This window comes from Streptomyces pathocidini (genome assembly GCF_001418495.1).
Lineage (GTDB): Bacteria > Actinomycetota > Actinomycetes > Streptomycetales > Streptomycetaceae > Streptomyces > Streptomyces pathocidini.
Genome location: NZ_LIQY01000026.1, coordinates 1 through 21823, shown reverse-complemented (window position 1 = coordinate 21823; position 21823 = coordinate 1). Strand labels below are relative to the sequence as shown.

Below are 21823 nucleotides of genomic sequence, written 5' to 3'. Positions count from 1 at the left end.
GAGCCCGGCGGCGCCGAACCGGCCGAACCGGCCGAATCGGTCGCAGTCCAGGCAGGCCGTCTCAGACCACCGCTCCGCGGCCCGGGTCGTTGTGGTCCTCGTCATCGTCGTCCTTCATGCGGGCGATCAGGGTGGCGAAGCCGCCCAGGAAGCCGCCGATGCCGAGGGTGGTGATCCACCACGTCATGTCCCACCGCAGCAGCACCGTCAGCAGAAGCAGCAGCGGCCCGCCGAGGACCGCGAGCCAGGCGAACTTGGCCGTCGTGTCGCCCTGCGGGAGCGGCGGCGGCTCCGGCGGCACGAAGTGGCCCTCGTCCTCGTCGTGCGGGATCGACCAGTCGCGCGGTCCGGTCAGGGCCGGGATGACCGTGACGCTGGAGCCCAGGGGAGGGAGCCCGGCGTCGGCCGGGGAGGGCTTCTCCTCGGCGTCCCGGGCCTCGGCGTTGGAGTTCTCGGCGTCCCGGTCCCCGGCGTCGGAGTTCTCGGCGTCAGAGGCCCCGGCGCCGGCGCCCTCGCCGTCACAGCCCTCGGCCTGAGATGTCGCCTCGTCGCCGGACTGCCCGCCCAGGAGGCCGGATTCCGCGTCCGGCGACTCGGAGTCCGCCGGCTCCTTCCCGTACCCCGCGACGATCGCCGCCCACGCCGCGTCCTCGTCGACCGGCTCGTGGCCGTCCTCGCGGCCCGTCCCCGGGTTGTGCTCAGCCACCGTTCGCCGTCTCCTTGGTCTCCTCGCCGGCCACGGTGCCGGCCCCCGCTCCGGGCGCCAGCCGCCCGATGAACTCGTACGAGTCCTGGAAGATCCGCTCCGCGTCGTGGTCGAGCGTCGCCACGTGGTAACTGCGCTCCAGGAGCGTCTCGGTGACGTCGGTCGAGGAGACGCGGCTGAGGACGCGCGCCGAGTCGGCCGGCGGGACCACGTGGTCCTGCGGGCTGCGCAGCAGCAGCAACGGCTGTGTGACCTGCGGCAGTTCGGAGTCGACCCGCTGGAAGAACCGCCGTAGCGAGTGCGCCGCGTGCAGCGGCACCCGGTCGTAGCCGAGTTCGTGGGTGCCGGTGTCCTTCGCGATGTCGTCGGCCAGCCCCTTGGTCGACCGCACCAGATACCGCACGACCGGCAGCGCGTGCGCGGCCAGGCCGTGCACCTTGTTGGCCGGGTTGACGACCACCACACCCGACACCGCGTCCCCGTGCCGCGCGGCGAGCCGCAGCGCGAGCGCCCCGCCCATTGAGAGCCCGAAGACGAAGACCCGCTCGCACCGCTCGCTCAGCGCGCGGAACTCGCGGTCCACCTCCGCGTACCAGTCCTGCCAGCCGGTGAGCTGGAGGTCCTGCCAGCGCGTGCCGTGCCCGGGCAGTAGTGGCAGGGACACGGTGAGCCCCCGCTCGGCCAGGAACTCGGCCCAGGGGCGCAGCGACTGCGGGCAGCCGGTGAAGCCGTGGCAGAGGAGCACGCCGATCTCTCCGCCCTCGTGGCGGAACGGCTCGGCTCCGGGGAGGACCGGCACCTTGAGACCTCCTGTGGGTGTGGGCGTACGGCATACGGAACGGGCTGTGCGGTGTGACTTCACCGTACGCGACGGGACTGACAGCGGGTAGGCCCGAAGGACCCGCAGGCCCCCGCCGGCCCCGCGGGCCGTGCGCCCGGCCTCGCGCCCCGGCGCGCGGGTGCGCAGGCTAAGGTTCTTCGCGTCGGACACAGGAGGTCCCCGGTTGCTGTACGGCGCGATGAAGCTGACGATCGGCGGAGGGCTGAAGCTCGCCTTCCGGCCCTGGGTGGAGGGGCTGGAGAACGTCCCGGCCGAGGGACCCGCGATCCTCGCGAGCAACCACCTGTCGTTCTCGGACTCCTTCTTCCTGCCCGCGGTCCTCGACCGCAAGGTCACCTTCATCGCCAAGGCCGAGTACTTCACGACGCCCGGAGTGAAGGGCAAGCTCACCGCCGCCTTCTTCAAGGGTGTGGGCCAGCTCCCGGTGGACCGCTCGGGCGCGCGTGGCGCGGGCGAGGCGGCGGTCAGGAGCGGGATCGACGTGCTGGAGCGCGGCGAGCTGTTCGGCATCTACCCGGAGGGCACCCGCTCGCCCGACGGCCGCCTCTACCGCGGCAAGCCGGGCGGCCTCGCGCGCGTGGCCCTGGCCACCGGCGCCCCGGTCATCCCGGTCGCGATGATCGACACGGAGAAGGTACAGCCGCCCGGCAAGGTCGTGCCGAAGATGATCAGGCCCGGCATCCGCATCGGCAAGCCGCTGGACTTCAGCCGCTACATGGGCATGGACGGCGACCGCTTCATCCTCCGCTCGGTCACCGACGAGGTGATGTACGAGATCATGAAGCTGTCCGGCCAGGAGTACGTCGACATCTACGCGACCGTGGCCAAACGCCTGATCGCGGAGGCGGCGAAGCGGTCCGCGCAGGACGAGGCGGACGGGGCGTAGACCGCGCCGCATCCGGGGGAGTTGAGGGGGAGATGGCCCAGGGGAAGGGCGGTCCGTGGCAGGCCGGCCCGCGGCAGGGCGAACCGTCGCAGGATGGTCCGCGGCAGGGCGACCCGTCGCGGGACGGCCCGTCGCAGGGTGGGCCGCGGCCGCGCGAGAGAGTTCTGCGGATGTCGGTCGAGTTGCCGCTGTGGCGCGCCCTGACCGGCTACCGCGTCCTCACCGCCGCGTACGCCGTGGGCCTGCTGGCCCTCTCCTACGAGCGGTACGCCCATCCGCTCGGCGCCGCGGCCTACCTGGCCGTGCTCGTCGTCTGGACGGGCCTGACCTGGCGCCGGGTGACCTCGCCCGAGCGCTGCACGAAGCGGTTCCTGGTCACTGATCTCGCGGTCGCGCTGACGGGCATACTCCTCACGCCCGTCGTGGACACGCCCGCCCGGATCGCCGACGGCGGCAACACCCTGCCGTCCATCTGGACGGCAGGCGCCGTCCTCGGCTTCGCCATCAAGGGCGGCTGGCGCTGGGCCGCCGTCGCCTCCGCGCTGGTCGCCGCCGCCAACCTCTACGAGCGTGGCGAGTTCGCCCGCGACACGGTCCACAACGTCGTCCTGGTGTGGGTCGCCAGCGTGGCGATCGGCTACGTGGTCGAGGTGGCCCGCGCCAGTGAGCGGACCCTGGCCCGCGCCCTCCAGATCGAGGCGGCCACGCGCGAACGGGAGCGGCTGGCCCGCGACATCCACGACAGCGTCCTGCAGGTGCTGGCGATGGTGCAGCGGCGCGGCGCGAAGATCGGCGGCGAGGCGGCCGAACTCGGGCGGATGGCGGGCGAGCAGGAGGTGGCCCTGCGCACCCTGGTCGCGGGCGGACCGGTTCCGGGCGCGCGCACCTCCCCGGAGCCCGTGGACGTACGGCGGCTGCTCGCCCCGTACGCCGCCGCCCGGGTCTCGCTGGCCGAGCCGGGCGCGCCGGTGCTCCTGGAGGCCGCTCCCGCACGGGAGTTGGCGGCGGCGGTGGGAGCGGCACTGGACAACGTCCGCCGCCACGCGGGCGCGGGCGCACAGGCGTGGATCCTGCTGGAGGACGAGCCGGACGCGGTCGTCGTGACCGTACGGGACGACGGACCGGGCATCCCCGAGGGGCGGCTCGCGGCGGCCGAGCGGGAGGGGCGGATGGGGGTCGCGCTGTCGATCCGGGGCCGGCTGCGGGAGTTGGGCGGCACCGCCGAGCTGCTGTCCGTTCCGGAGCAGGGCACGGAGGTCGAGTTGAGGGTTCCCCGGGAGCCGGGGGTTTCCGGGGCGAGCGAGGCGGAACGATGAGCGAAGCGGCGAACGGCGACACCCGCAGCACAGGCAACACCCGCGACACAGGCGGCGCGGACGGCGCAGACGGCACGGCCGGCGCCGGCGCCACGGCCGACGAGGCACCGGCGAAGGCGCCCATCAAGGTCATGGTCGTCGACGACCACCCCATGTGGCGGGACGCGGTGGCCCGCGACCTGGAGGCGGCCGGGTTCGACGTGGTGGCGACCGCGGGCGACGGCCCGCAGGCCGTCCGCCGGGCGAAGGCCGCCGCCCCCGACGTCCTGGTCCTGGACCTCAACCTGCCCGGCATGCCCGGAGTCCGCGTCTGCAAGGAGCTCGTACGGGCCCTCCCCGCCCTCAGGGTGCTGGTGCTCTCCGCGAGCGGCGAGCACGCGGACGTCCTGGAGGCGGTCAAGTCCGGCGCCACCGGCTACCTCCTCAAGTCGGCGGGCGCGGACGAGCTGTTGGACGCGGTGCACCGGACCGCCGTGGGTGACCCGGTCTTCACCCCGGGCCTGGCCGGCCTGGTGCTTGGCGAGTACCGGCGGCTGGCCGCCGACCCGGCCCCCGCGGCCCCCCACGAGCCGAACGCGCCCCGGCTCACCGACCGCGAGACCGAGGTGCTGCGCCTGGTCGCCAAGGGCCTCTCGTACAAGCAGATCGCGGAACGGCTCGTCATCTCGCACCGCACCGTGCAGAACCACGTCCAGAACACCCTGGGCAAGCTCCAGCTCCACAACCGTGTTGAGCTGGTCCGGTATGCGATCGCGCGCGGTCTGGACGAGGACTCCTGAGAAGCCGGTTCCGCAGGCGGCTCCCAAGGGGCCGGTCCCGCTGGGCCGCTTCCTAAGGGCCGGTTTCGCGAGGACCGCTCCTAGGGGGCCGGTTCGCGAGGGCCGCTCCTAAGAGGCCGGTTTCGCGGGACCGCTCCTAGGGGGCGACTCGTACGAGTGACCCCGTGCGCCCCCAACTCCCTTCGAATTCACCGGAACCGCCCTGTACGTCCCATCCCCTTGTGACCTGGATCACCGTTAGCGTGACCGCGTTGCGTCCATGCGCTCATGAGGGAGAAGGGAAGAACCCATGCGGGTCGGAGTTCTGACCGGTGGCGGCGACTGCCCCGGGCTCAATGCGGTCATCCGCGGCATCGTCCGGAAGGGAACCCAGGAGTACGGCTACGAGTTCACGGGTTACCGCGACGGCTGGCGCGGCCCCTTGGACGGCGTCACGGTGCCGCTGGACATCCCCGCCGTGCGCGGCATCCTCCCCAGGGGCGGCACCATCCTGGGGTCCTCGCGGACCAACCCCCTCAAGGAGGAGGACGGGATCCGCCGGATCAAGGAGAACCTCGCCAAGCACGAGGTGGACGCCCTGATCGCGATCGGTGGCGAGGACACCCTGGGCGTCGCCGCGCGCCTCTCGGGCGAGTACGGCATCCCTTGCGTCGGCGTGCCCAAGACCATCGACAACGACCTCTCCGCCACCGACTACACCTTCGGCTTCGACACCGCCGTCAACATTGCGACCGAGGCCATCGACCGCCTCCACACCACCGCCGAGTCCCACATGCGCGTGCTGGTGGTCGAGGTGATGGGCCGTCACGCGGGCTGGATCGCTCTGCACTCGGGCCTCGCGGGCGGCGCCAACGCCATCCTCATCCCCGAGCAGCGCTTCGACCTCGACCAGGTCTGCGCCTGGGTCGAGTCCCGATTCAAGATCCGCTACGCGCCGATCGTGGTCGTCGCCGAGGGCGCCATGCCCAAGGACGGCGAGATGGTCCTCAAGGACGGCTCCCTGGACTCCTTCGGGCACGTCCGGCTCTCGGGCGTGGGGGAATGGCTCGCCAAGCAGATCGAGAGCAGGACCGGGCAGGAGGCGCGGACGACCGTCCTCGGCCACGTCCAGCGCGGCGGCACCCCCAGCGCGTTCGACCGCTGGCTCGCCACCCGCTTCGGGCTGCACGCGATCGACGCCGTGCACGAGGGCGACTTCGGGAAGATGGTCGCCCTGCGCGGCACGGACATCGTCCGCGTCCCCATCGCCGAGGCCACGGCCAAGCTGAAGACGGTGGACCCGAAACTGTACGAGGAGATCGGCGTCTTCTTCGGCTGAGCCCCACCCTTCGGCCGAGCCCCACTCTTCGGCTGAGCCCCGGACACCGGAGGCCGCCCCTCGGGCGGCGGCCTCCGCGCCGGTCTCGCGGGTACGCGCGGTCGGTGGGCCGCCGGAGAAGCGGTCCACCACCAGGCCGTGATCTGCCGCGCGAACAGGTCCGGAACCCCGGCAGCGGGCCGTCTCGACCCGCGTACCAGCCGTCTCATGTTCTGGTCCGGGGCCGGGGCACCCCGCGGGACCCCGTAGTGTTGACACGTGACCGTGAACGCTGAAACCCAGGCCGGTGGCAACACCTGGCGAGACCTCCCCGCGGCGCAGCAGCCCGAGTGGCCCGACACCGAGGCTCTGCGTGATGTCATCGCGGACCTCGAGTCGTATCCTCCGCTCGTCTTCGCGGGCGAGTGCGACCAGCTGCGCGCCCACCTGGGAGCCGTCGCCCGCGGCGAGGCGTTCCTGCTGCAGGGCGGCGACTGCGCCGAGGCCTTCGACGCGGTGGGCGCGGACCAGATCCGCAACAAGCTCAAGACCCTGCTGCAGATGGGCGCCGTGCTGACCTACGCCGGCTCCGTGCCGGTGGTGAAGGTCGGCCGGATCGCCGGCCAGTACAGCAAGCCCCGCTCCAAGCCGACCGAGACCCGCGACGGCGTGACCCTGCCGACCTACCGCGGCGACTCCGTCAACGGCTTCGAGTTCACCCCCGAGGCCCGCACGCCGGACCCCGAGCGGCTGAAGCGGATGTACCACGCCTCCTCCGCCACGCTGAACCTCGTACGGGCCTTCACCACCGGCGGCTACGCCGACCTGCGCCAGGTGCACGCCTGGAACCAGGACTTCGTGAAGTCCTCCCCGTCCGGGCAGCGCTACGAGGCCCTGGCCCGCGAGATCGACCGCGCCATGAACTTCATGAACGCCTGCGGGGTGGACCCCGAGGAGTTCAAGACGGTCGAGTTCTACTCCTCCCACGAGGCGCTGATCCTCGACTACGAGTCGGCCCTGACCCGTACGGACTCGCGCACCGGCGAGCTGTACGACGTCTCCGGCCACATGGTCTGGATTGGCGAGCGGACCCGCCAGCTGGACGGCGCGCACATCGAGTTCGCGAGCAGGATCCGCAACCCGATCGGCGTGAAGCTGGGCCCGACCACGACGCCCGAGGAAGCGCTGACGCTCATCGACCGGCTCGACCCCGAGCGCGAGCCCGGCCGCCTGACGTTCATCACGCGGATGGGCGCGGACAAGATCCGCGACCGGCTCCCCGAGCTGGTCGAGAAGGTCACCGCGTCCGGCGCCCAGGTGGCGTGGGTGTGCGACCCGATGCACGGCAACACCTTCGAGGCGGCCTCCGGCCACAAGACGCGCCGCTTCGACGACGTGCTCGACGAGGTCAAGGGCTTCTTCGAGGTCCACAAGGGCCTGGGCACCCACCCGGGCGGCATCCACGTCGAGCTGACCGGTGACGATGTCACCGAGTGCGTGGGCGGCGGCGACGAGATCTTCGTCGACGACCTGCACCAGCGCTACGAGACGGCCTGCGACCCCCGGCTCAACCGCAGCCAGTCGCTGGACCTGGCCTTCCTGGTCGCGGAGATGTACCGGGACCAGTAAGCCGCTCCTTGTTGCGACGTCGTGGGGCACGGATCACAGTGATCCGTGCCCCACGGCATTGTCGGCACCTCCCAGGGCAGGTAAGGTAAGGATTACCTCACTGATCATCGGCTGGGAGATCCGCGTGTACGTCTGCTCTTGCTTCGGTATCACCGAGAAGCAGGTGCGCGCGCATGCGGAGACCGGGGCCTGCACGCCCCGCCAGATCGCCGGCGCCTGCAAGGCCGGGACCGACTGCGGATCGTGTGTCCGCCGCATCCAGGCCATCCTCGGCCGCGGCGCCTGCCCCCGGCGCGAACTCCTGGACCAGGGTGAGCCCGCGGCCGCTCTCGCCGCCGACGTGGTGCTCCCCGCGGATACGGGGCTGGCGGCCGAAGCCGCGTAATCGCTCCCGGCTCCCGACCGCCGGCCCTCAGAGCCTCCGCGGACCCTGTCTCGGGCCCCGAGGCTTGGCCACCACCCGAGGCCTTGGCTGTCAGCTGTCCGGCTGCTCGATGAGCTGCGCGAGGTACAGCGCCTCCCCGAGCTGGTCCAGCAGCTCCAGCTGGGTGTCGAGGTAGTCGATGTGGTGCTCCTCGTCGGCGAGGATCGACTCGAAGATGTTGGCCGAGGTGATGTCGCCCTTGGCTCGCATCAGTTCGACCCCGCGCTTGAGGCGGTCGATCGCCTCGACCTCGATCTGCCGGTCCACCTCGAACATCTCGCGGACCGTCTGCCCCACCCGTACGTGGAACAGGCGCTGGTAGTTGGGCAGCCCCTCCAGGAAGATGATGCGGTCGGTCAGCACCTCCGCGTGCTTCATCTCGTCGAAGGACTCGGAGCGCGTGTACTTCGCGAGCTTCGTCCAGCCGTTGTTCTCCTGCAGCTTGGCGTGCAGGAAGTACTGGTTGATCGCGGTCAGCTCGGCGGTCAGCTGTTCGTTGAGGAACTCGATGACCTCGGGGTCGCCCTGCATCGCAGCGGCTCCTTCCAGACAGGACGGCGGGATGCGCGCATCCTCGCACCGCCTGACGGCCTGATCCAGTAAGTGCATGCTTAGTACGAGTTGCCCGAATCGGCATTGCCCTGGTCACGACCACCCTTCCCGGTCTGTCACCATGGAGGCATGGGTCAGCCGGAAAGCCGCGAAGGGGCACAGGCCGAGCTCCCTCCGGGGCAGCGCCTCCAGCGCGGCTGGCCGGTAACGCACTACGGCCCGGTCCCCAAGTTCCGCCCCGATCGCTGGGAGTTCAGCGTCTTCGGCGCCACCTCGGGCGGCGGCAAGCACTGCTGGGACCACGAGGAGTTTTCGGCCCTGCCGTATTCCACGGTCCTCGGCGACCTCCACTGCGTGACGAAGTTCAGCATGCTGGGGGCCGAATGGGGCGGGGTCGCCGCCCGTACGCTCCTGGAGCTCGCGCCGCCCGCGCCCGAGGTCACCCACGTGATGGTCTGGGCCGAGTACGGCTTCAGCTCCAACCTCCGGCTCGCCGACTTCGACACCGAGCGGACGATCTTCGCCACGCACAAGGACGGCGAACTCCTCACCGCCGAGCACGGCTTCCCGGTCCGGCTGGTCGTCCCGCACCTCTACGCCTGGAAGGGCCCCAAGTGGGTCCGCGGCGTTGAGTACATGACGGCGGATCGCCGCGGCTTCTGGGAGGAGCGCGGCTACCACAACATCGGCGACCCGTGGCAGGAGCAGCGCTACTCCTACCAGGAGGAGCCGGGCGACGGTCCGGAACTCTAGGACCGGCTCCTCCGGGGTCCGGCCCCCGAATCGGCCCCCGGCACCTGGGGAATCCGGCTCCTAGTACCTAGTGGTGCCGGTGTGTGCGGTGCCTAGTGGTACTGGTGCGCCACCGCGTGGCCCTTGCCGCGGCCGATCATCCACTTGTTGATGGGTGTCGTGACCACGAAGGCGATCGCGAAGCCGACGGCCAGCGCACCCCAGAACAGCCAATCCGACAGCTGTGCCTCCATGGCGCCGGGAGTCACCGCGATCACCGCGTTGTCGATCAGCTCCATGACGGCGATCGAGACGGTGTCGGCAGCCAGCGCCACCTTCACCGCGGCCCTGATCCCGACACCCGCCTTGAGCACCGCGTACAGGGTCAGCGAGTAGCCGAAGAAGAAGGCGAGCACGATCGCGAGGGCCATCGTCGGGGCGTTGTGCCAGGCGAGGGCGGTGCCGATCGCCATGCCCACCACCTCGCCGATCGCGCAGCCGGTTAGGCAGTGCAGGGTGGCCCGCGCCGCCGTCGGCCAGTCCGCGGCGCCGTGGTGGGCGTGCTCGCCGTGGTCGCTGTGGGCGTCCTGGTGAGTGGCGTCGGTGTGGTCCATGGTGAGCCCCCATGCTGGTCCCGATCCTGGCCCGGGTCCTGGTTCCGATTCTGGTCCTGACCTCGGTCCCGGTCCCGGTCGCTCACCTTGAACTCAATACCCCCCGAGGGTATTCCGCAAGTCCTTGAGCCGGGCCACGTCCGTCGCGTGCCCGACCTTGCCGCCGGGTGTCTCGATCACCAGTGGCACGCCCTCGGTCGCGGGGTGCCGGAACAGGTCCCCGAAGGGACCGGTACCGATGTGGCCCGCGCCGATGTTCTCGTGCCGGTCCTTGTGCGCCCCCGCCACGTCCTTGGAGTCGTTCGAGTGGATCAGCTTCAGCCGGCCCTCGCCGACCGTGACCACCAACTCGTCCAGGAGCGCCTTGACTCCGCCCGGTCCCGCCATGTCGTGGCCGGCCGCGAAGGCGTGGCAGGTGTCCAGGCAGACGCCCAGCCGCGGATGGTGGTCCAGCGCCTCGAAGTACGGGCCGAGGTCCTCGACGAGCGAGCACAGCGACGAGCCCTGGCCCGCCGTCGGCTCCAGCAGCAGCCAGGGGTCCGCCTCGTCCGTCAGCTCCTCCAGGAGCGGCAGCACCAGCTCCCGTACCTGCGCCAGTGCCACCTCCCGCGGCCGCCCGCCGGTCGCCGAGCCGGTGTGGACCACGACGCCCAGCGCGCCGATGGCCCGGCCGCGGCGCAGCGAGTGCCGCAGCGAGGTCACCGAGAGATCGGCCGTCGCGGCGGTGTGGGAGCCGAAGTTGATCAGGTACGGGGCGTGGATGTACGCCGGTAGGCACTCCTCGGTGCAGGCTTCCCGGAACGCCTCGTCCTGACGGGGGTTCCCGGGTGGCGTGGCCCAGCCGCGCGGGTTCGCGACGAAGACCTGCACGGTCTCCGCGCCGATCTCGCGCGCGTACGCCAGTCCGGTGGTGGCCAGCCCGCCGGCCACCGGGACGTGGCTGCCGACGGGGTTGCGGCGGGCACCGCTCCGCGAGTCGGTCATCGGACCCGGATGGTGACCGTGGAGCCCTTGGGGGCCTTCTCGCCGCCGTCCACGGACTGGTCCCAGACCGTGTCGCCGAAGAAGAACCGGGACACCTCGACGTCGAACCCCGCCGCCCTCAGCTCCTCCTCGGCCTCGTCGGCGCTCTTGCCCTCGACGTCCGGCACCTCGACCATCTCCGGGCCCTTGGAGAGGGTCAGCGTGACCTTGTCGCCCCGCGCCAGCGGTGTGTCCCCGCCCGGCGACTGCTCGGCGACGGTGTTCTTCTCCTGCTCGGAGAAGACCCGCTCGGTCTCGACCTCGACCTTGAGCCCGGCCTCGCGCAGCTTGCGGGTGGCCTCCCCGGGGGAGTCGCCCGTCACGTCCGGCGCCTCGACGGGCTCGCCCTTGCTGACGACGACCGCGACCGCCGTGCCCGGCTTCCGCTTGATCCCGGCGCCCGGCTCCGTACGGAGGACCGAGCCCTGGGCGACCTTGTCGCTGAACACCCAGGTGACGGTGCCCGGCGTCAGGCCGGCGTTCCGCAGCTCGTCCCGGGCCTTGGACAGCGGTCTGCCCTCCAGGTCCGGGACCTTCACGACCTCCGGTCCCTGGGAGACGACGATCGTGACGGTGCCGTTGCCGCGGATGCGTGCACCGCGGCCGGGATCCGTCTCGATCACCTGCCCGCGCGGCACGACATCGCTGTGCTCCTGCTCGGCCCGTACATCGAGCCCCGCCGCCGCCAGCTTCCGCTCGGCCTCCTGCTGCGGCAGCCGCAGAACGCCCGGCACGCGCGTGAACTGGCCCGAGTTGATGTACCAGACGCTCGCGCCCACGCCGAACACCAGCAGCAGCGCCGCCACGAGCGCGAGGACGCCGCGCCGGGGCGGGCGCCGCCCCGCGCGCGTGGGCGCCGGGCCGGCGGGCGGCTCCTGCGGGGGCATCGCCAGGATGCTGGTCCGGTTCAGGGCGTCCTCGGCCGCCGCCCTGCTCGGGACCGGCCGGGGGATGACGCTCGTACGGTCCTCGGAGCCGGCGGTGCCCCGGTCCGGCAGGGCACTCGGCGGGACCGCGTCCAGCTGCCCGTCCGTGAGCGAGGCGCGGGCCTCGCGCGCGGCCGCCAGCAGGGCCACGGCGTCCGCGGGGCGCAGCCGGGGGTCCCGGGCCGTGGCGGAGACCACCAGGTCGTCCAGCGCGGGGGCCACGCCCGGCGCGACCCGGGACGGCGGCGCGACGTCCTCGTGCAGGTGCTGGTACAGCACCTGGGCCGGGGTGCCGCCGTCGTGCGGCTTGGCGCCGGTCAGCATCTCGTGGAGCACCACACCGCACGCGTACACGTCCGCGCGCGTGTCCGCGGTGCCGTGCTCGATCTGCTCCGGCGCCAGATAGGACACGGTGCCCAGCAGGGACCCCGAGGAGGCGGTGGTGTTGGTGTCCACGGCCCGCACGAGCCCGAAGTCGGCGACCTTGACCCGGCCGTCGTCCCCGATGAGGACGTTCTCCGGCTTCATGTCGCGGTGCACCAGACCGGCGCGGTGGGCCGCGCCCAGGGCGGCCAGGACCGGCTCCAGGATGTCCAGGGCCGCGCGGGGGCGCAGGGCGCCGCGCTCGCGCAGCACGTCGCGCAGGGTGCACCCGGCGACGTACTCCATGGCCAGATACACATACGTGCCGTCCGTGCCCTGGTCGTAGACGCCCACGACGTTGGGGTGGGCGAGGCGGGCGACGGACTTGGCCTCGTGGATGAACCGGTCGACGAACGCGGCGTCGGAGGCGAGGCCCGGGTGCATCACCTTCAGGGCCAGCACCCGGTCGAGGCGGGTGTCCACGGCCCGGTAGACCGTGGCCATGCCGCCGACGGCGATCCGCGCGTCCACGCGGTAGCGGCCGTCGAGCACATGCCCGAGAAGCGGGTCCAGGGTCGTATCCACGGTGATGAAGTCTACGAGCCGCCACCGACATCACCGACCGTGGCCGAGACGGGCGGCGGCGGGGGACGTCAGCCGTGGGAGGCCGCCGCGATCGCGCCCAGCTCCTCCAGGGCCGCGGTCCAGGCCATGGCCGCGTACTCGGCGTGCCGTGCCTTCTCGGGTTCCGGCACCGAGAGGGCGTCGATCCCCGTCTCGTTGACCGTCACCCGGCTGCCTTCGCCCTCAGGCCGGATGGTGAACTCGACCAGGGTCGAGTCGCTCTTCTCGGGCGGCTCGTCTGGGTTCGCGGCCAGCCTGAACACGAACCGGTGCGGCGGCTCGACCAGCTCCACGCGCGCGTGGAACTCCCCGTGCTCGTCCCAGCGGAAGCGCACCGCCCCGCCCGCGCGCAGGTCTACTTCGGCGCCCCCGAAGGCGTACCAGGAGCGGATGTGTTCGGCCGTGGTCAGTACCCGCCACACCCGGTCCACCGGGGCGGGAACGTAAGCCTCGCGCTCGATCAGATCGGCGACCACAGGACCTCCTCCGGTGTCCGGACCTCGCTGTCCAAGCTAGCCGCTAGCCGAAGGCCGGGCGCTCCGGGTCCAGTACGGCAAGGCCCTCGGCGGGGGAGGAGGCCTCGGCGAAGTGGCGGCGCGGGATGCGGCCCGCCCGCCGGGCCAGCCGCCCCGCCTCGACTGCGTGCCGCATTGCCTTGGCCATGAGCACCGGCTCCTGCGCGCGGGTGACCGCCGAGGCGAGCATCACCGCCGCACAGCCCAGCTCCATGGCCAGCGCCGCGTCGGAGGCCGTGCCCGCGCCCGCGTCGAGGATCACCGGTACGCGCGCGTGCTCGGTGATCAGCTGGAAGTTGTGCGGGTTGCGGATGCCGAGGCCCGAGCCGATGGGGGAGCCGAGCGGCATGATCGCCGCACAGCCCACGTCCTCCAGCTTCCGCGCCAGCACCGGGTCGTCGTTGGTGTACGGCAGCACGGTGAAGCCGTCGTCCACCAGGGTCTCCGCCGCGTCCAGCAGCTCGACGGGGTCGGGCAGCAGCGTGCGCTCGTCCGCCACGACCTCCAGCTTGACCCAGCCGGTGCCCAGGGCCTCCCGGGCCAGCCGGGCGGTCAGCACGGCCTCGCCGGCCGTGAAGCACCCGGCGGTGTTGGGCAGCACGCGGATGCCGAGCCGGTCGAGCACGGACAGCACCGAGCCCTGCACGGTCGGGTCCAGGCGGCGCATGGCCACGGTGGTCAGCTCGGTTTCGGAGGCGGCGAGCGCCCGCTCCAGGGTCTCGAGGCTCGGCGCCCCGCCCGTGCCCATGATGAGCCGGGAGGAGAAGGCGGTGCCGCCGATGGTGAGGAGATCGTCTGCCATGGCCGCGGATCAGCCTCCCTGTACGGCGGTGAGGACCTCGACGCGGTCGCCGTCGCCCACCGGGGTGGCGGGCCACTGACCGCGCGGTACGACGGTCTCGTTGAGGGCCGCGGCGACGCCCGAGGGCGCGGTGGTCAGGGCCGCGACGACCCGGTCGAGCGTGGTCCCCTCGGGGACCGTTCGGGGCTCCCCGTTCACGGAAACGGTGCTCATACGGGCTGCTCCTGGGGTACGGGGGATACGGGCCTGCCGAAGCGGCGGGGCGAGAACGCCCGGGCCTCACCGGGCAGTTCGCCGGTGGCCAGCACCTCGGCCATCGCGTCCCCGGTGACCGGGGCCAGCAGCACGCCGTTGCGGTAGTGGCCGGTGGCCAGATGGAGCCCGGGCAGCGCCGTCGGGCCCATGAGGGGGGCGTTGTCGGGAGAGCCGGGCCGCAGCCCGGCACCGGTCTCCACGAGCGGCAGCTCGGTGATGCCGGGCAGCAACTCGTGCGCGTCCCGTAGCAGTTCGTAGACGCCGCCCGCGGTGACCGTGGTGTCCCAGCCCATCTCCTCGCTGGTCGCGCCGACCACCAGCTCGCCGTTCTCGCGCGGTACGAGGTAGATGTGCCCGCCGCGCACCACGGCCCGTACGGTCCGGGACAGGAACGGCGCGTAGGCCGCGGGCACGCGCAGCCGCAGCACCTGGCCCTTGACGGGCCGGACCGGCGGCAGCACCTCCTCCGGAACCCCGGCGAGCCGCCCGCTGCCGCTGCCCGCGGCGAGCACGACCTGACCGGCGGCGACCTCCGTGCCGTCGTCCAGGACGACCCCTGAAGCCCTTGCACGGGCGGCTGACAGCCGTGCGGCGGCGCGGCGGACCAGGGTCACCCCGGCCCGCTCGCAGGCCGTCACAAGCGCTGCCGTGAGCCGCCGGGGATCGACCTGGTGATCGCCGTTCACGCGCAGCCCACCGCGTACGCCCGGCGCGAGCATCGGCTCCAGCCGGCGGCACTCGCGCCCCGTCAGCCACTGCGCGTCCAGGCCATGGCGCAGCTGCAGGGCGTGCAGCTCACGCAGATGCGCCCGGTCGTCGGCGTCCAGGGCCACGGCCAGCGCCCCGCAGGCGCGGTAGCCGACGTCCTGCCCGCTCGCCTCCGCCAACTCTGCGGCGAACGCCGGATAGCGCGCCGCCGAGGCGAGGTTGAGCCCCAGCAGGGCCTCCTCGCCGTAGTGCAGCTCCGTGACCGCCGCGAGCATCCCGGCCGCCACCTGGGCGGCCCCGCCGCCGGGCTCCGGATCCGCGACGGCGACCCGCATCCCACGCTGCGCCGCACGCCAGGCCGTCACCAGCCCGATGATCCCGCCCCCAATGACGAGGACGTCGTACGAGGCGCGCGCGCCTGCGCTGCCTGAACTCCTGCTTTCCGGCGCGTGCATGGCCGTCCAGCCCCTCCCTTCGCCGGCATGACCCGGATCAGGTTCGTACGGTCGGAGGCCGCTCAGCCTCCCTCTCAGCCCGGTCCGCCCGGGCTCCCGCGAGTGCTCTAGGCCCGCCACCCTAACGCCTCCCACCGAGCCCGGTAAGGGAGTGGTCCCCCTGACCGGTTCACCGGACGTCCGTCAGCACACGCGCGGGGAAGCCGGTCCCGACTTCCGGAATCGGAACGGTGGACCGGGGTCGCTCCGGGGGTTCGCCGTCCTAGAGTGATCGTGTGAGCGAGGACAGGCAGCACGCGACGGGGCGGGTCTTGATCGTGGGCGCGGGCATGGCCGGGGTGCAGACCGCGGTCGCGCTGCGCGAGCAGGGGTGGAAGGGGCGGGTCACGCTGCTGGGCGCCGAACCCCACCAGCCGTACGACCGGCCGCCGTTGTCCAAGGCCGTGCTTCTGGGCACGGCGGAGGGCTCGGCCTTCGAGGTCGACTTCCCCGCACTGGGCATCGAATTGGAGCTCGGCCGCCGCGTCACGGCGCTGCGCCCCGGAGAGCACCTCGTGGAGACCGCCGAAGGGCCCGTCGCGTACGACCGGCTCGTCATCGCCACCGGCGCCGAGCCCGTCACGCTGCCTGGCACCGACGCCGTACCCGGCGTGTACCTGCTGCGCACCCTCGACGACGCCGAGCGGCTGCGGCCCGTCCTGGAGGGCCGCCGGCGCGTGGTCGTGGTCGGCGCGGGCTGGATCGGCGCCGAGTTCGCGACCGCGGCCCGCGAGGCGGGCTGCGCGGTCACCGTCGTCGAGGCCGCCGACCGGCCGCTGGCCGGAGCCCTGCCAGCCGAGATCGCCGAGCACATGACGGACTGGTACGCCGCGAGCGGCACCCGGCTCATGACCGACGCGCGCGTGGCGGCGGTCGAGGCGGGCGCGGTGCTCCTGGCGGACGGCACACGGCTGACCGCGGACGCCGTACTGGTCGGGATCGGCGCCAGGCCCACCACCGCCTGGCTGGCGGGCTCGGGCGTCGAACTCTGCCCGGACGGCTCGGTCCGCGCCGACGAGCGGCTGCGCACCTCCCGGCCGGACGTGTACGCGGTCGGCGACTGCGCCTCCTTCCCTTCCACCCGGTACGGGGAGCGGCTGCTCATCCACCACTGGGACAACGCCCTCCAGGGCCCGCGGACCGTCGCCGCGGACATCGTCGAGGGGGCCGCCGAGGGCCCGATCTACGATCCGGTGCCCTACTTCTGGTCCGAGCAGTTCGGCCGGTTCGTGCAGTACGCGGGCCACCACGCGGGCGCCGACACGCTCGTGTGGCGCGGCGATCCGGCCGGCGCCTCTTGGTCGGTGTGCTGGCTGCGCGGTGGGGAGCTGGTCGCACTGCTGGCCGTGGGGCGGCCGCGGGACCTGGCCCAGGGCCGCAAGCTCATCGAGCGCGGCGCCCGCCTCGACCCGGACCGCGCGGCCGACCCATCCGTCCCCCTCAAGGCCGCGGTCCTGCGATAGCCACCGCCGCCAGGGCCACTTGGGCTTCGGGGACGTCCGTCGCACGCGCGGTCGGCGGCGCTCCGCTACCGGCTGTCAGTCCGGGATGGCAGGCTTGTCGTCGTGACCGAGATTGACACGAAGATCGATGCACTCGTCCCCGCCTGGCTCACCGTCCCCGACGTCGCCGAACGGCTCGGCGTCGAGGTGACCCGCGTCCGGCAGCTGGTCAAGGAAGGCCAGCTGATCGCCGTACGCCGCGGCGAGAACCGGGTGCTTCAGGTGCCGACCGCGTTCATCGGCGAAGGCAGGGTCGTCAAGGGCCTCGTCGGGACGCTGACGCTCCTGAAGGACGACGGCTTCACCGACGACGAGATGCTTGAGTGGCTCTTCACGCCGGACCCGACCCTGCCGGGCACGCCCGCCGAGGCGCTGCGCGAGAATCGCGGCACGGAAGTGAAGCGCCGAGCCCAGGCGCTCGCCGTCTGACCGCCGCAGGACGGCCGCCCGGCGGCCGCCCGAGGAAGCGTCGGACACCGTCCGACCACTGACACGTACGGCGTGCGGGCCGGAACACCCCGGCCCGCACGCCGCCGATCCGGGGGGACTCATGGCCACCGCTACCACCGCCGCGCGCGAACGCCTCACCGACGCCCGGCTCTACCTCTGCACCGACGCGCGCAGGCGCCAGGGCGACCTCGCCGAGTTCCTGGACGCCGTCCTCGCCTCCGGCGTGGACATCGTGCAGCTCCGCGACAAGGGCATGGAAGCGGCGGAGGAACTCGAACACCTCGCGGTCCTCGCGGACGCCTGCCGCCGCCACGGCAAGCTGCTCGCCGTCAACGACCGCGCCGACGTCGCGCACGCCGCCGCCTCCGACGTGCTGCACCTCGGCCAGGGCGACCTTCCCGTGCCGGCCGCCCGCGCGATCCTCGGCGACGCCGTGCTCATCGGCCGCTCGACCCATGCCGAGGCGGAGGTCGACGCGGCCGCCGCCGAGCCCGGCGTCGACTACTTCTGCACCGGCCCCTGCTGGCCCACCCCCACCAAGCCGGGCCGGCACGCCCCCGGCCTGCCGCTGGTGCGCCACGCGGCCGCGCTGAAGCCCGTACGGCCCTGGTTCGCCATCGGCGGCATCGACGCCGACAACCTCGACCAGGTGCTGGACGCCGGGGCGCGGCGGGTCGTGGTGGTCCGGGCGATCACCGAGGCCGACGATCCGGGGGCCGCGGCCGCGGATCTCGCGAAGCGACTCAGGGAGTACAACGCGTAACCGGGCGGTCTGTCCGAGTGGTGGAACGGGAGCCCGGCCAACCGGGCATATCGCCGACCGCTGTTGGGGCTGCGCCGAGGCGCTGGTTAACCTGCGGGTATGGCCCTTGGCACCGCGTCCACCCGGACCGACCACGCGCGTACCGTCCGAGAACTGCTCGCATCGGGCGAGCGGTCCTATTCCTTCGAATTCGCCGCACCGAAGACCGACAAGGGCGAGCGGACCCTGTGGAACGCGATCCGCCGCATCGAGGCGGTCGCGCCGACCTTCGTCTCCGTGACCTACGGCGCGGGCGGCTCGTCGCGTGACGGCACCGTCAGGGCCACCGAGCGCATCGCGACCGACACCACCCTGACCCCCGTCGCCCACCTCACCGCCGTCGACCACTCCCTGGCCGAGCTGCGGAACGTCATCGGCCGCTACGCCGACGCCGGTATTCGCAACATGCTGGCGCTGCGCGGCGATCCGCCGGGCGACCCGATGGGCGAATGGATCCCGCATCCCGAGGGGGTGCACTACGCCGTCGACCTCGTCCGGCTGATCAAGGAGTCGGGCGACTTCTGCGTCGGCGTCGCCGCCTTCCCCGAGATGCATCCGCGCTCCACGGACTGGGACACCGATGTCCGCCACTTCGTCGACAAGTGCCGCGCGGGCGCGGACTTCGCGATCACCCAGATGTTCTTCTACGCCGATGACTACCTCCGGCTGCGCGACCGGGTGGCCGCCGCCGGCTGCGCGACCCCGATCATCCCGGAGATCATGCCGGTCACGAACGTCCGGCAGATCGAGCGGTTCGCGCAGCTCAGCAACGCGGCGTTCCCGCCCGAGCTGGCAGAGAGAATCCTCACGGTCAAGGATGACCCGGCGGCTGTACGCTCGATCGGCATCGAGTACGCGACGGAGCTGTGCGCGCGGTTGATGGCCGAGGACATCCCCGGACTTCACTTCATCACCCTGAACCACTCCACCGCCACGCTCGAGATCTACGAGAATCTGGGGCTGCACCAGCAGTCCTGACCAAGCGGCCGGATTGGCCGGAGAGCGCCGGAAAGAGGAGCGCACATGGGCTGGACGGTCCTCTACATCGCATTCGGCATCGTCGCGCTGTGGCTGCTCGGCGAGGTCCTGCTGCAGTACAAGGCGCGGCTGCGCTGGCGGCTGCTCGCCTTCGTCGGCTTCCTGGGCGTGGTCCTCGGCGTGCTCATGCCATCGGTGATCGTCATCGGGATCGGCGCGATCGCCTTCGCGATCGGCCAGACCTACGTCACGCTCTCCTTCCGGCGCGGGTTCTCCACGGGCTGGGCGATCGGCGGAGGGCCCGGCTCCAGCCGCCGGCGCCGGGACGAGGAGGAGCTCGAGGACGGCACGGAGCCGGAGGCCGCGGGCCCCGATGACGGGGCGTGGCCCGAGGACCGGGGACCGGCCGGCGGATGGGACCGGCCGGCGGGCCCCGTCGCGGCCGAGCAGGCCAAGCAGCCCGAGCAGGCCGGGGAGGTCTACCAGCCCCAGCCCATGCCGGACGAGACGGGGCAGTACGGGGTCTACAGCGACTCGGCCTACCACCGCGCGGACACTGCGGCCCAGAGCCCGTTCACGACCTACGGCGAGTACGACCAGCGGGACGGCGACTACGCGGCCCAGGGCGGCGGTTACACCGACCAGTACGAGTACGGGACCGCGCAGTACGCGGCGTACTCCGACCCGTACATCGGCACCGGCACCGGCGGGGCGCAGGGCTACGACGCGTACGAGACCTACGGCGGGCAGCAGTACACCTACGGCACGGGCCAGTACGCGGCCGACCCGTACGCGAGCGGTGCGCCGCAGCAGCAGTACGGAGAGACCGCCGGGGACGACGTCTGGGTGCCGCAGCAGCGTGACGGCCGCCAGCAGGCCCAGCCGGAGGAGCAGCCGTACCCGTACGAGCAGGACTACAACTCGGGGTACGGCGAGCAGTACCGGTACTGACGCGCCGCTGGTTCCTTGGGGTCCGGGACTTCAGGGAGCCGGGCCTTGCCTTTAGGGGGCGCCTTTTGGGAGGTCGGGCCCTTATGGGAGGCCCCGGCTCATTGGGAGCCGCGCCAGTCCGCTCCCTCGACGATCAGCCCGGCGACCAGCGCCCCGGACATTCCGGCGTGGGCCAGCCCGCCGCCCGGGTGGGACCAGCCGCCCACGGCGTAGAGCCCGGGAATCCGGGTGAGGTTGGCGGGGTGCAGCCACCGGCCCTCGGCACCCGCGAGTGCCGGGCCCGGCACGGCTCCGTCGGCGGCGCCCGTCTCCTCCGCGGTGTCCGCGGGTGTGCGGATCTCGTGCCAGAGCAGCCGCTCCCGCAGGTCTGGCACGGCGGACCCGGCCACCGCGATCACCCGCTGGGCGAACTCCTCCGCCAAGCTTTCGGCCGTCCAGTCGACGGCGGTGGGGGAAGGTTCGGCCCCGGCCACGCGCGCGTGGGGCGGGACCGTGACCGTCAGAGTGACCGCCTCGTGTTCGGCGTCGGGGCGCTGGACGGGGTCGTCCGGGCGCAGCACGGTGACCGTCGGCCGGTCGCACAGGCCGCCGCGCTCGCCCGTACCGGGCCCCCTCCTCAGACCGGGCCTGGCGGTGGCTCCGCCGCCGAACACCGCCGCCAACTCCGCGTCCCGGTCGGCCGCGTGGACCACGGTGCGGTGGGCGGTCCCCTCGGGACGGGCGCCCCGCAGGGCGAGCAGAACCGTGAAGCGGCCGCTCGGGCGCTCCAGTCGGGGCGGGACATCCCGCGCGTGCCACAGCCTGCCGTACGCGCCGGGCGAGCCGCCGGTCATGACCGCCAGCGCCCGCGGGTCCACCCCCGCCACGACCAGGTCGGCGTCCTCCCGGCTCCCGTCCGTGAGGACCACGCCCGCCGCCCGGCCGTCCTTCTCGGCCACCGCGTCCACCCCGGCGCCGAAGACGAACTCCACCTTCCGCTCCAGGCAGCGCTTGTAGAGCGCGTCCGCGAGCGCACGCGTGCCCCCGCGCACGTACCAGCTCCCGAAGGTCTGCTCCACATAGGGCAGCACCACCGCGCTCGGCGGGGCCACGCGCGGGTCGAGGCCGTACGCCAGGGCGTGGCTCTCCAGCAATGCGCCCAGGCGCGGATCGCGCAGTTCGCGGGCGGCCACCTCGGCGAGCGTCGTGGCGCCGCGCCGCAGCAGACCGCGCCGCACGGCCGGGTACGGGTCCCGGCCGAGCACCGTCCAGTCCTGCCGCAGCGGCTCCTCCAGCAGCGGCCTGCGGGTCGCGTCCCAGGCCTCCCGCGCCCGGTTGACCAGCTCGCTCCAGCGCTCGCCCATGCCCGGACCGAGGACCGCGTCCAGCTCCTGGATGACGCCCGCCCGCGAGGCGTTGGGCAGCGCGACGTCCGTGCCGTCCGCGAAGACATGCCGGCTCGCCGGGTCCACCTGGGACAGCTCTACGCACTGCTCCAGGGACTCCTTGCCGGTCTTGAGGAACAAGTCGCGGAGGACGGCGGGCAGATGGAGGAGACCGGGGCCGGTGTCGAAGCCGAAGCCGTCCCGCTCGAAGCGGCGCACCCCGCCGCCGTACGTCTCCGCACGCTCGTACACCGCCACCCGGTGGCCCGCCACGGCCAGCCGGGCGGCGG

The 21823-nt window shown here is 72.7% G+C and carries 23 protein-coding genes and 1 riboswitch; of the genes, 12 read left to right on the top strand and 11 right to left on the bottom strand.

Annotated features, from left to right (window positions below; genetic code table 11):
- Positions 1-61 precede the first annotated feature (61 nt).
- Together AOK16_RS01825 and AOK16_RS01820 are read right to left on the bottom strand one after the other, a co-directional pair.
- Positions 62-706 (bottom strand): hypothetical protein, encoded by a 645-nt coding sequence (locus AOK16_RS01825; RefSeq protein ID WP_055470429.1) that lies wholly within the window; start codon positions 704-706, stop codon positions 62-64.
- Positions 699-1505 carry an alpha/beta hydrolase gene (locus AOK16_RS01820; protein ID WP_055470428.1) on the bottom strand — a complete coding sequence of 269 codons (807 nt, stop codon included), beginning with the start codon at positions 1503-1505 and terminating at the stop codon, positions 699-701. Before AOK16_RS01820 ends, AOK16_RS01825 begins: the two co-directional genes overlap by 8 nt.
- 220 nt (positions 1506-1725) lie before the next feature.
- Here AOK16_RS01820 and AOK16_RS01815 point away from each other — a divergent pair, with 220 nt between their 5' ends.
- The 6 genes from AOK16_RS01815 (at position 1726) to AOK16_RS01790 (ending at position 7839) form a co-directional block, all read left to right on the top strand.
- Entirely contained in the window at positions 1726-2433 is a 708-nt protein-coding gene (locus AOK16_RS01815) for a lysophospholipid acyltransferase family protein (RefSeq protein WP_055470432.1), read from the top strand.
- A 164-nt stretch (positions 2434-2597) separates the two neighbouring features.
- Positions 2598-3749, top strand: a complete 1152-nt coding sequence (gene macS, locus AOK16_RS01810; protein WP_276202461.1) for a MacS family sensor histidine kinase — start codon at positions 2598-2600, stop codon at positions 3747-3749.
- Positions 3750-3880: 131 nt separating this feature from the next.
- Positions 3881-4528 carry a response regulator gene (locus tag AOK16_RS01805; RefSeq protein WP_055470431.1) on the top strand — a complete coding sequence of 216 codons (648 nt, stop codon included), beginning with the start codon at positions 3881-3883 and terminating at the stop codon, positions 4526-4528.
- Positions 4529-4817: 289 nt separating this feature from the next.
- Positions 4818-5846 carry a 6-phosphofructokinase gene (locus AOK16_RS01800; protein ID WP_055470426.1) on the top strand — a complete coding sequence of 343 codons (1029 nt, stop codon included), beginning with the start codon at positions 4818-4820 and terminating at the stop codon, positions 5844-5846.
- A gap of 258 nt (positions 5847-6104) precedes the next feature.
- Positions 6105-7454, top strand: a complete 1350-nt coding sequence (locus AOK16_RS01795; RefSeq protein ID WP_055470425.1) for a class II 3-deoxy-7-phosphoheptulonate synthase — start codon at positions 6105-6107, stop codon at positions 7452-7454.
- A gap of 124 nt (positions 7455-7578) precedes the next feature.
- Positions 7579-7839: a (2Fe-2S)-binding protein gene (locus tag AOK16_RS01790; RefSeq protein ID WP_055470424.1), complete on the top strand. Its 261-nt coding sequence runs from the start codon at positions 7579-7581 to the stop codon at positions 7837-7839.
- A gap of 90 nt (positions 7840-7929) precedes the next feature.
- On the opposite strand, the gene bfr is transcribed toward AOK16_RS01790, so the two are convergent.
- Positions 7930-8409 carry a bacterioferritin gene (gene bfr / locus AOK16_RS01785; RefSeq protein ID WP_055470423.1) on the bottom strand — a complete coding sequence of 160 codons (480 nt, stop codon included), beginning with the start codon at positions 8407-8409 and terminating at the stop codon, positions 7930-7932.
- A 150-nt stretch (positions 8410-8559) separates the two neighbouring features.
- Here bfr and AOK16_RS01780 point away from each other — a divergent pair, with 150 nt between their 5' ends.
- Entirely contained in the window at positions 8560-9183 is a 624-nt protein-coding gene (locus AOK16_RS01780) for a sulfite oxidase-like oxidoreductase (protein ID WP_055470422.1), read from the top strand.
- 92 nt (positions 9184-9275) lie between these two features.
- Here the strand turns inward: AOK16_RS01780 and AOK16_RS01775 are convergent, their stop codons facing one another.
- The 7 genes from AOK16_RS01775 to thiO form a co-directional block, all read right to left on the bottom strand.
- Positions 9276-9776, bottom strand: a complete 501-nt coding sequence (locus tag AOK16_RS01775) for a DUF4396 domain-containing protein (protein WP_055470421.1) — start codon at positions 9774-9776, stop codon at positions 9276-9278.
- 93 nt (positions 9777-9869) lie between these two features.
- Positions 9870-10760 (bottom strand): deoxyribonuclease IV, encoded by an 891-nt coding sequence (locus AOK16_RS01770; RefSeq protein WP_055470420.1) that lies wholly within the window; start codon positions 10758-10760, stop codon positions 9870-9872.
- Positions 10757-12673: a Stk1 family PASTA domain-containing Ser/Thr kinase gene (gene pknB, locus AOK16_RS01765; protein WP_205627611.1), complete on the bottom strand. Its 1917-nt coding sequence runs from the start codon at positions 12671-12673 to the stop codon at positions 10757-10759. Before pknB ends, AOK16_RS01770 begins: the two co-directional genes overlap by 4 nt.
- Before the next feature lie 68 nt (positions 12674-12741).
- Positions 12742-13188, bottom strand: a complete 447-nt coding sequence (locus AOK16_RS01760) for an SRPBCC domain-containing protein (RefSeq protein WP_055470418.1) — start codon at positions 13186-13188, stop codon at positions 12742-12744.
- Positions 13189-13231: 43 nt separating this feature from the next.
- A complete protein-coding gene (locus tag AOK16_RS01755) occupies positions 13232-14029 on the bottom strand; it encodes a thiazole synthase (protein WP_055470417.1) in 798 nt (265 codons plus the stop codon).
- A gap of 9 nt (positions 14030-14038) precedes the next feature.
- The gene (gene thiS / locus AOK16_RS01750) at positions 14039-14242 is read right to left on the bottom strand and encodes a sulfur carrier protein ThiS (protein WP_055470416.1); all 204 of its coding nucleotides are present in this window, start codon (positions 14240-14242) and stop codon (positions 14039-14041) included.
- Complete coding sequence (gene thiO, locus AOK16_RS01745; protein WP_055470415.1) at positions 14239-15447, bottom strand: glycine oxidase ThiO; 1209 nt, start codon at positions 15445-15447, stop codon at positions 14239-14241. The genes thiS and thiO overlap by 4 nt, the downstream gene beginning before the upstream one ends.
- Positions 15445-15557, bottom strand: a riboswitch (TPP riboswitch). (Overlaps the previous gene by 3 nt.)
- Before the next feature lie 219 nt (positions 15558-15776).
- Between thiO and AOK16_RS01740 the strand changes: the two genes are divergently transcribed.
- From AOK16_RS01740 to AOK16_RS01720, 5 genes are all read left to right on the top strand, one after another.
- Positions 15777-16949: an NAD(P)/FAD-dependent oxidoreductase gene (locus AOK16_RS01740; protein WP_398719210.1), complete on the top strand. Its 1173-nt coding sequence runs from the start codon at positions 15777-15779 to the stop codon at positions 16947-16949.
- 102 nt (positions 16950-17051) lie between these two features.
- A complete protein-coding gene (locus tag AOK16_RS01735) occupies positions 17052-17417 on the top strand; it encodes an Rv2175c family DNA-binding protein (protein WP_055470413.1) in 366 nt (121 codons plus the stop codon).
- 121 nt (positions 17418-17538) lie between these two features.
- Positions 17539-18201: a thiamine phosphate synthase gene (gene thiE, locus AOK16_RS01730; RefSeq protein ID WP_055470412.1), complete on the top strand. Its 663-nt coding sequence runs from the start codon at positions 17539-17541 to the stop codon at positions 18199-18201.
- Positions 18202-18300: 99 nt separating this feature from the next.
- On the top strand, positions 18301-19218 hold the full coding sequence (gene metF, locus AOK16_RS01725) for a methylenetetrahydrofolate reductase [NAD(P)H] (RefSeq protein WP_055470411.1): 918 nt from the start codon (positions 18301-18303) through the stop codon (positions 19216-19218).
- 45 nt (positions 19219-19263) lie between these two features.
- Positions 19264-20169, top strand: coding sequence for a hypothetical protein (locus tag AOK16_RS01720; protein ID WP_055470410.1), 906 nt, complete (start codon positions 19264-19266; stop codon positions 20167-20169).
- Between the two features lie 98 nt (positions 20170-20267).
- On the opposite strand, the gene AOK16_RS01715 is transcribed toward AOK16_RS01720, so the two are convergent.
- Positions 20268-21823, bottom strand: a 1556-nt coding sequence (locus AOK16_RS01715) for a phytoene desaturase family protein (protein WP_107098247.1), incomplete at its 5' end; no start/stop codon positions are given.

Excerpts from the sequence above, each read along its gene's own strand:
- AOK16_RS01770 (WP_055470420.1), bottom strand. The coding sequence starts at position 10,760 with ATGACCGACTCGCGGAGCGGTGCCCGCCGCAACCCCGTCGGCAGCCAC.
- AOK16_RS01815 (WP_055470432.1), top strand. The coding sequence starts at position 1,726 with ATGAAGCTGACGATCGGCGGAGGGCTGAAGCTCGCCTTCCGGCCCTGG.
- AOK16_RS01775 (WP_055470421.1), bottom strand. The coding sequence starts at position 9,776 with ATGGACCACACCGACGCCACTCACCAGGACGCCCACAGCGACCACGGC.
- AOK16_RS01805 (WP_055470431.1), top strand. The coding sequence starts at position 3,881 with ATGGTCGTCGACGACCACCCCATGTGGCGGGACGCGGTGGCCCGCGAC.
- AOK16_RS01720 (WP_055470410.1), top strand. The coding sequence starts at position 19,264 with ATGGGCTGGACGGTCCTCTACATCGCATTCGGCATCGTCGCGCTGTGG.
- metF (WP_055470411.1), top strand. The coding sequence starts at position 18,301 with ATGGCCCTTGGCACCGCGTCCACCCGGACCGACCACGCGCGTACCGTC.
- bfr (WP_055470423.1), bottom strand. The coding sequence starts at position 8,409 with ATGCAGGGCGACCCCGAGGTCATCGAGTTCCTCAACGAACAGCTGACC.
- AOK16_RS01780 (WP_055470422.1), top strand. The coding sequence starts at position 8,560 with ATGGGTCAGCCGGAAAGCCGCGAAGGGGCACAGGCCGAGCTCCCTCCG.
- AOK16_RS01755 (WP_055470417.1), bottom strand. The coding sequence starts at position 14,029 with ATGGCAGACGATCTCCTCACCATCGGCGGCACCGCCTTCTCCTCCCGG.
- AOK16_RS01800 (WP_055470426.1), top strand. The coding sequence starts at position 4,818 with ATGCGGGTCGGAGTTCTGACCGGTGGCGGCGACTGCCCCGGGCTCAAT.
- thiE (WP_055470412.1), top strand. The coding sequence starts at position 17,539 with ATGGCCACCGCTACCACCGCCGCGCGCGAACGCCTCACCGACGCCCGG.
- thiS (WP_055470416.1), bottom strand. The coding sequence starts at position 14,242 with ATGAGCACCGTTTCCGTGAACGGGGAGCCCCGAACGGTCCCCGAGGGG.
- thiO (WP_055470415.1), bottom strand. The coding sequence starts at position 15,447 with ATGCACGCGCCGGAAAGCAGGAGTTCAGGCAGCGCAGGCGCGCGCGCC.
- AOK16_RS01740 (WP_398719210.1), top strand. The coding sequence starts at position 15,777 with ATGGCCGGGGTGCAGACCGCGGTCGCGCTGCGCGAGCAGGGGTGGAAG.